The 8,180-nt window shown below is 65.4% G+C and carries 6 protein-coding genes; all 6 read left to right on the forward strand.

Features of this window, described 5'->3' with window-relative positions; translation table 11 throughout:
- Window positions 1–1,308, forward strand: a 1,308-nt coding sequence (locus ABS88_RS24485) for a M48 family metalloprotease (RefSeq protein WP_286750869.1), incomplete at its 5' end; no start/stop codon positions are given.
- Window positions 1,309–2,342: 1,034 nt separating this feature from the next.
- A partial coding sequence (locus ABS88_RS24490) for a DsbA family protein (protein ID WP_286750872.1) occupies window positions 2,343–2,695 on the forward strand: 353 nt, incomplete at its 3' end.
- 20 nt (window positions 2,696–2,715) lie between these two features.
- The gene (locus ABS88_RS24495; protein WP_286750873.1) at window positions 2,716–2,973 is read left to right on the forward strand and encodes a DsbA family protein; all 258 of its coding nucleotides are present in this window, start codon (window positions 2,716–2,718) and stop codon (window positions 2,971–2,973) included.
- Window positions 2,974–2,984: 11 nt separating this feature from the next.
- Window positions 2,985–4,799 carry a tetratricopeptide repeat-containing sulfotransferase family protein gene (locus tag ABS88_RS24500; RefSeq protein WP_286750870.1) on the forward strand — a complete coding sequence of 605 codons (1,815 nt, stop codon included), beginning with the start codon at window positions 2,985–2,987 and terminating at the stop codon, window positions 4,797–4,799.
- A gap of 142 nt (window positions 4,800–4,941) precedes the next feature.
- The gene (locus ABS88_RS24505; RefSeq protein WP_286750871.1) at window positions 4,942–7,329 is read left to right on the forward strand and encodes a TonB-dependent receptor; all 2,388 of its coding nucleotides are present in this window, start codon (window positions 4,942–4,944) and stop codon (window positions 7,327–7,329) included.
- A gap of 137 nt (window positions 7,330–7,466) precedes the next feature.
- Window positions 7,467–8,180 (forward strand): APC family permease (locus tag ABS88_RS24510; RefSeq protein ID WP_286750874.1); only part of this gene is annotated, 714 nt, incomplete at its 3' end.

The following is an 8,180-nucleotide window of genomic DNA, read 5'->3' on the forward strand; positions in this document are numbered from 1 at the left end:
GCGCGGCCGGTGATGGCGCAGTCGATGCTGCGCGACGCCGAAACCGAGGCGCTGTTCCAGGACATGGTCGATCCGCTGCTCGTCGCGGCGGGGCTGCGTCCCGGACAGGTGCGCGTCCACCTGCTCGGCGATCGCAGCATCAACGCGTTCGTGGCGGGCAGTCAGGACATCTATGTCTTTAGCGGCCTGATCGAGACCGCCGACAGCGCCAACGAAGTGCAGGGCGTACTCGCCCACGAGCTCGGCCATATCATGGGCGGCCACGCGATCCGCGCCAGCGACGGCGCCAAGACGGCAACGGGCATCTCGCTGCTCAGTATGTTGCTCGGCGCCGCGGCGATCGCGGCGGGCGGCGGCGATGCCGGTATGGGCATCATGATGGCAGGGCAGCAGGCGGCACTCGGCAAATATCTGGCGTTCAGCCGGGTCCAGGAAGCGACCGCCGATGCCGCCGGTGCGCAATATCTGTCGAAGGCGGGGATCAGCGGCAAAGGCAGCCTCGATTTCTTCAAGAAGCTACAGAATCTCGAATTTCGCTATGCCGTCAAACAGGATGACGATCAGGCCTACGGCCGCACGCACCCGCTGTCGGGCGATCGCATCCAGGCGCTGCGCGAGGTCTATGTCGTCGATCCGGCGTGGGACAAGCCAAGCGACCCCCAGCTCGAAGCCCGCTTCCAGCGCGTGAAGGCCAAGCTGCTCGGCTATATGGAAGAGCCTGAGCGGACGCTGCGCAAATATCCCGAAAGCGACAAGAGCGTGCCCGCGCGCTACGCCCGTGCTTACGCTTGGCACAAGAGCGCCTATCCGCAAAAGGCGCTGGACGAGGTCGACGCCCTGATCGCCACCAATCCCGAAGATCCGTATTTCCTCGAACTCGAAGGCCAGGTTTTGCTCGAATCCGGGCGGCCCAAGGAAGCGATCCCGCCGCTGCGCAAAGCGGTCGCCAATTCGAAATCGCAGCCGCTGATCGCCTCGACCCTCGGCCATGCACTGATCGCGACCGAGGATCCGGCCAATTTTCCCGAGGCCGAAAAGGTGCTGAAAACCGCCGTCGCGCTCGATAACGAGAATCCGTTCGCCTGGTATCAGCTCGGAATCGTCTATGCGAACCGCGGCGATCAGGCGCGCGCCGCGCTCGCCTCGGCGGAACGCTACAGTCTCGAGGGTGGACAGCCGATGCTCGCGCTGCGTAATGCCGAAATGGCGATGCAGGGCCTGCCGCAAGGGTCGCCCGACTGGATTCGTGCACAGGATATTTCGATGGTTGCGCGCGCCGAGGTAGAACGGACGCGCAAACGGCGCTAGATTCACGACGAAATTCGGGGATGCATCGCAATTTCGCGAATGCACAAGGGCGACAAGTGACAGACAAGAAAGACGAATATTACCAGCCGTGGTTGCGCGACCCGTCGCCGGCGCCCGAGCCCCTGCCGCGCGCCGACGAGGGACTGGCAAAGCCGAAGGACGCGCCGCCCGTCGGCATCGACGTCGGCCGCTATACGCCGAAGCCCGCTCCGGCGCGCGATCCGCGCGTCAGCGGGGCGCAGTTGAAGGCGGGTGCGGCGCGCCTATGGAGTGCGATCCGGCACGGCGCTGCGGCCTTTGCCGACTGGACGATCGATGTCGGCGAACGCGCCGATATTCCCGCGCGCGTCGAGGCGATGGAGATACCGCGCCGGACGCGCGACCTTGCGCAGCGATCGGGCCGGGGCGCCGCGCGCGCCGCGCGTGCGGTCGGACGCGGATCGGCGAAGGCGGCACGCAGCGCGGCGAGCGCGAGCGGCGAGGCGTGGGACAAGATGGCGCTGGGCGACAAGGTCGCGAAAATTTCCAGCGAAGCCGGACGCGGGATCGGCGAAGTCGCGGGCAAGACGAAGGCCGGAATCGGCCAGGTCGCAGGTCAGGTTGCGCGCGCCGGCAAGGACGGCATCGGCGACGCCGCGAACAAGCTGCGTCCCGCCGCCGAAGAGCTTGCGCCGCCGCCCTCGGGGCTCGAACAATTGCTCGCGCGCGAAGAGGCAGAGGCGCGCGCCGCCGACGCCCAGAATGCGGGCGACCTCCCCCTCTTTGCCGGCGAGGCGATCCCCGCGACGCTGGCGGAAACGCCGGCCAAGGCAGCGGCAACAGCAATCGTGTCGGACGATGATCGCACCCCGCATGTCACGCCCCCGGCCAAGCCCAAGCCCGCGCGGACCAAGGCGATGACCGCGGGCCGCTTGCCGCAGCGCCAGGGAGGAATGATGGACGGCGTATCGACGCGAACCCTGTTGATCGGCGGCATCGCCGCGCTCGCGCTGCTCGGCGCGACCTTCTGGCTTGGCGGCCGCTTCGGCGGCGGCATGAGCAAGAGCGAGGTCGAGACGATCGTCGGCGACTATATTCGCGCCAATCCCGAAATCATCCCCGAGGCGCTGGAGGCGCAACGCGACCGCGAAATGGCGAAGGCGATCGACGCGATCCGCCCCGCGCTCGAAAAGCCCTATGCCGGCGCCTGGGCGGGCAATGCCGACGGCGACGTCACGCTGGTCGTCTTCACCGATTATGCCTGCGGCTTCTGCCGGGCGAGCGTGCCCGATGTCGACCGGCTGGTCCGCGAGGACAAGCGGCTCAAGGTCGTGTTCCGCGAATTGCCGATCATCTCGCCGCAAAGCCGCGATGCCGCGCTGATGGCGCTCGCCGCCGCGCGGCAGGGNTGACGCCTTCCACCACGCAATGTTCGCAGCGAGCTCGCTCGATCCGTCGGCGATCGCCGCCGCGGCGCAGCGCGCGGGCGTCGTCACCGACGGAAGCGCCGACGCGACCGCGAACGAGGCGCTGTTCCAGCGCGAACTCGACGCGAACCTGGCGATCGCGACCCAGCTTCAACTCAACGCGACTCCCACCTGGGTCGTCGGGGACCAGCTTTTCCAGGGGCAGGTCGGCTATGACGCGCTGAAGCGCGCCATCGCCAAGGCTCGGTCCAAGAGTTGAGGGGTACGGGCTTGGCGACCGTCACGCACGATCAGGCGCTCGCCAACGCCCGGCATCTGCTGGCGGGTCAGCCTGCTGCGGCGCTGGCGCAGGCGCAGGCGATTATCGAGGTTGTTCCGACATCGGCCGCCGCCCACCGCCTTGCTGCGCACGCGCTACGCGCGCTCGGACGCGAGGATGAGGCGCAGGCGGCCTCGCTCGACGCCGTTGGCGCGGCGATCCACGATCCCGAGATGATCGCGGCGGCGCTCGCCCTCGCCGAAGATCGGCTGCCCGATGCCGAGGCCGCGCTGCGCGGACGCCTGCGCGACGACGCCACCGATGTCGCGGCGATCCGCATGCTGGCCGAGGTCGCCGGGCGTATCGGCCGTTATGGCGATGCCGAAAAGCTGCTGATGCGGGCGGTCGAACTCGCGCCGGGGTTCGGCGCCGCCCGCGCCAATCTGGCGACGGTCTATTACAAGCAGAATCGCTTTGCGGAAGCCGTCGCGGCGCTCGATTCCGTGCTCGGCGACGATCCCGACAATCCGGCCCACGCCAATCTGAAGGCCGCCGCCCTCGGCCGTATCGGCGGCTATGACGAAGCGATCGCGCTGTACGAAGAATTGACCCGCCGCTTTCCCGGCCACGCCAAATTGTGGATGAGCTATGGTCATATGCTCAAGACGGTCGGGCGGCAGGACGACAGCATCGCGGCCTATCGCCATGCGCTCGCCACCGATCCCGGGCTGGGCGAAATCTGGTGGAGCCTCGCCAATCTGAAGACCATTCGGTTCGACGCCGCCGACCGATCCGCCATGGAAGCTGCGCTCGTCGATGCGGCGCCAACGGACGAGGCGCGCGCGGACGACCGGCTCCATCTGCACTTCGCGCTTGGCAAGGCCTATGACGATGCCGGCGATCATGCCGCAGCCTTTCGTCACTACGCAGCAGGCAATGCGATCCGGTCGGCGCAACTCGGCTATGATCCGGCAGATACGCGCGCCACGGTCGATGCCATCATCGCCCATTTTCCGGCCGAACGCTTTGCGGCAATGGCCGGTGCGGGCGCGCCCGATCCCGATCCGATTTTCGTCCTCGGCCTGCCGCGCGCGGGTTCAACGCTGATCGAGCAAATTCTGGCAAGCCATAGTGCGATCGAAGGCACGATGGAATTGCCCGATATTCCGGCGCTGGCGCTCACCCTCGGGCGCGATGCGAAGGGCGACCCGCGTCGCTGGGTCGAAGCACTGGCCGATCTGCCCTCCGATGCGCTGGCCGACCTCGGCCGGCAATTCCTGGCGCGCACTGCAGTCCAGCGCAAAACGGACAAGCCCTTCTATATCGACAAGCTTCCGAACAACTGGCTTTACCTGCCCTTCATTCGCCTGACCCTGCCCGGCGCCAAGATCATCGATGCTCGGCGCCACCCGCTCGATTGCTGCTGGTCGAACTTTCGCCAGCATTTCGCCAAGGGTCAGGCGTTCAGCTATGGGCTGGCGGATATCGGCGCCTATTATCGCGACTATGTCCGCCTGATGGCGCATATCGACGCGGTCCAGCCGGGCCGGGTTCACCGCGTGATTCACGAGGCGCTGCTCGACGATCCGGAGGGCGAGGTTCGCGCGATGCTCGCCTATCTGAACGTCCCGTTCGAGGAGGCCTGCCTGGCCTTTTACACCAATGATCGCGCCGTGCGTACCGCATCCAGCGAACAGGTGCGCCGCCCCATCAACCGCGACGGCGTCGATCAATGGCGCCCCTATGACGCATGGCTCGACCCGCTAAAGTCGGCGCTCGGTCCGGTGCTGGAGGCTTATCCGGGGGTTCCACCGCTCGCCGACTAGCCCGCCGCGCGCAAATTCGTTGCCTTTGAGCAACAGCAGCCGACATTTTCGACCAATGCGCGCACCGGTGCGATGACAATGCTTGCGCTTGCGCTGCACCGCGTCATTCTCCGTCACATTGTTGTCATCGAGGGGGGTCTCTATGCGGAATGTTTCGGCAGTGTTGGCGAAAGGCAGCGCGCTGCTGCTCGGCAGCACGATCCTGTGCACGTCGGGAACGGCGCTCGCACAGCAAACGGCGCCGGCCAATGGCGACGACATCGTCGTCACGGCTTCGAAGCGCGAGCAGAATCTGCAGGACGTGCCGATGGCGATCACCGCGCTCGGCACCGAAAGACTGGCCGAGTTGCAGGTCAAGGAATTTCAGGACGTCGTCAAATTCCTGCCGTCGGTGACGATCCAGACGGCCGCACCGGGCTTTGCCCAAGTCTATTTCCGCGGCGTGTCGTCGGGCGAGAATGCAAACCATTCAGCCTCGCTGCCGACCGTCGGCACCTATCTCGACGAAATGCCGGTAACGACCATTCAGGGCGCGCTGGATATCCATGCCTATGATCTTTCCCGCGTCGAGGCACTCGCCGGGCCGCAGGGCACGCTGTATGGCGCAAGTTCGATGGCGGGCACGATCAAGCTTGTCACCAACAAGCCCGACACCAGCGGCACCTATGGCGAGATCGGGGCCGAGATCAATTCGGTCGCGCACGGCAATTTCGGCGGTGTCGCCGAAGGCTTCATCAACGCGCCGCTCGGCGAGCGCGCGGCGCTGCGCCTCGTCGGCTGGTACCGCCATGACGCCGGCTATATCGACAATATTCCGGGCAGCCGCACCTATCCGACCAGCGGCATCGTCCAGAATAATTCGGCCTATGTCGAAAACAACTACAACGACGCCGACACCTATGGCGCGCGCCTCGCGCTCGGGATCGAGCTCGACGACAATTGGACGCTGCGTCCGACGATCATGGGCCAGATCCAGAAGACGAACGGCAGCTATTCGCAGGAGCGGTCGAGCGCCGTCACCGGCCAGCTGCAGACCGTCCAGTACAATCCCGAATGGAGCAAGGACAAATGGCTGCAGGCGGCCCTGACGATCGAGGGCAAGCTCGGCAATTGGGATCTGACCGTCACCGGCGGCCACTTGCGCCGCCGCACCGACGTGGCGAGCGACTATTCGGATTATTCCTATTTCTATGACGCGCTCTACGGTTCGGGCTATTATCTGCGCGACAATGCGAACAATCTGATCAGCCCCAACCAATATATCAACGGCATCGACCGTTATAAGAAGAGCTTTGTCGAGGCACGCATCGCATCGCCAGCCGACGCACCGATCCGCTTTATCGGCGGCGTGTTCTGGCAGCGCCAGAGCCATAATATCGAACAGAATTATATCATCGACAATCTGGCCGACGATCTGAAGGTGCCCGGCACGGCCAGCGACATCTGGCTGACCAAGCAGTTCCGCGTCGACCGCGACTATGCCGCGTTCGGCGAGCTGAGCTACGACATCACCGACAAGCTGACGCTGACCGGCGGCGGCCGTCTGTACAAGTTCGACAACAGCCTGGTCGGCTTCTTCGGCTATTCGGCGGGCGTATCGAGCCGAACCGGCGTCGCCGCCTGCTTCGGTCCGGCGATCGTTGCCGGATCGCCCTGTACCAACCTCGACAAACGGACCAAGGACACCGGCTTCATTCACAAGCTGAACCTGACGTACAAGCTCAGCGACAATGCCTTGATCTATGGCACCTGGTCGCGCGGCTTCCGTCCCGGCGGGATCAACCGCCGCGGCACCCTGCCGCCCTATGGTCCCGACACGCTCGACAATTATGAGTTCGGCTGGAAGACCAACTGGGGTCCGGTGCGCTTCAACGGCGCCATCTATCAGGAGGACTGGAAAGACATTCAGCTTTCCTTCCTCGGGCTCAACGGTCTGACCGAAATCCGCAACGCGGGCGTAGCGCGCATTCGCGGCATCGAACTCGACCTCGGCTATCGCGAGGGCGGCTTCTCGATCAACGCCGGGATGAGCTATAATGATGCGCAGATTCGCCGCGATTTCTGCCTGATCGCGAACAGCAGTTTCGACTGCACCCTGCCCGGCAGCGACGGTGCGACCAATGCGCTGCTCGCCCCGTCGGGAACGCAGCTTCCGGTGACGCCGAAGTTCAAGGGCAATCTGGTCACGCGCTACGAATTCCCGATCGGCGGGCTGGGCGGGCATGTCCAGTTCGCGCTCAACCATATCGGCAAGCGGCGCAGCGACCTTCGCATCTTTGAAAATGCGCTCAAGGGAACGCTTAAATCCTATACCACCGCCGACATCAGCATCGGTGTGAAGGGAGAGGATTGGAAGGCCGAACTGTTCGCGACCAATTTGTTCGACAGCAACGGCATCATCAATACGGGTGTCCAGTGCCTCGAAACCACCTGCGGCGATCCCGACGGGCTGACCAGCACCGGCGGGGTATTCTACGACACGCCGATCAGGCCGCGACTGATCGGGATCAAGGTCAGCAAGGAATTCTGACCGGGTGACGAACCCCGCACAGCAACAGGGCGAGGCCGGGCAGAAGCTCGGTCTCGCCATGTGCGTCGCGCTCGTCATGGGCAATATGATCGGTCCTCCTGCCCCGCGACCTGGCACCGCTCGGCTGGAACGCCGTCATCGGCTGGGGCGTGACGATCACCGGCACCCTGTGCCTCGCCATCGTCTTTGCGCGGCTTGCGCGGCGATTGCCCGGCGGCAGCGCGACGTTCACCTACGCCAATGCCGCCTTCGGCCCCGGCACGGGATTCACCGTCGCCTGGAGCTACTGGATCAGTTGCTGGACGGCGAATGCGACGCTCGCCGTCGCGGCGGTCAGCAATCTTTCGATCGTCATCCCCAGGCTGGGCGACAAGGGGTCGCTGCCCGCGCTGGTCGCGATCGGCTTTCTGTGGCTGTTCACGCTCATCAACCTGTCGGGCATCCGCCGCGCGGGCGAGACGCAGATCATCACGCTGCTGTTGAAGCTGGTGCCGGTGATCGGCGCGGTGCTGGTCGCGGCTTGGCTGCTCGGCACCGGCGAAGGCCATGCCGCGGGCATGGCGCATACCCAGCCGGTCAGCCTGTCGGCAGTGAGCGGCGCGGCGACGCTGACGCTGTTCGCGCTGCTCGGCTTCGAAAGCGCCGCCGTCGTTGGCGACCGGGTGCGCGATCCCGAACGGATGATCCCGCGCGCCACGCTGATCGGTGCCGCAGCGACCGGCCTCCTCTATCTCCTGTCCTGCACCGCGGTCACCATGCTGCTGCCCGTCGAAACGCTGCAACAGTCGAACGCCGCCTATGCGACCTTTTTCGGAACGCTGGTCAGCCCGCTGGCGGGCGATATCGTCGCG

Source organism: Sphingopyxis sp. SCN 67-31, from assembly GCF_001725095.1.

Excerpts from the sequence above, each read along its gene's own strand:
- ABS88_RS24495 (WP_286750873.1), top strand. The coding sequence starts at position 2,716 with ATGTTCGCAGCGAGCTCGCTCGATCCGTCGGCGATCGCCGCCGCGGCG.
- ABS88_RS24505 (WP_286750871.1), top strand. The coding sequence starts at position 4,942 with ATGCGGAATGTTTCGGCAGTGTTGGCGAAAGGCAGCGCGCTGCTGCTC.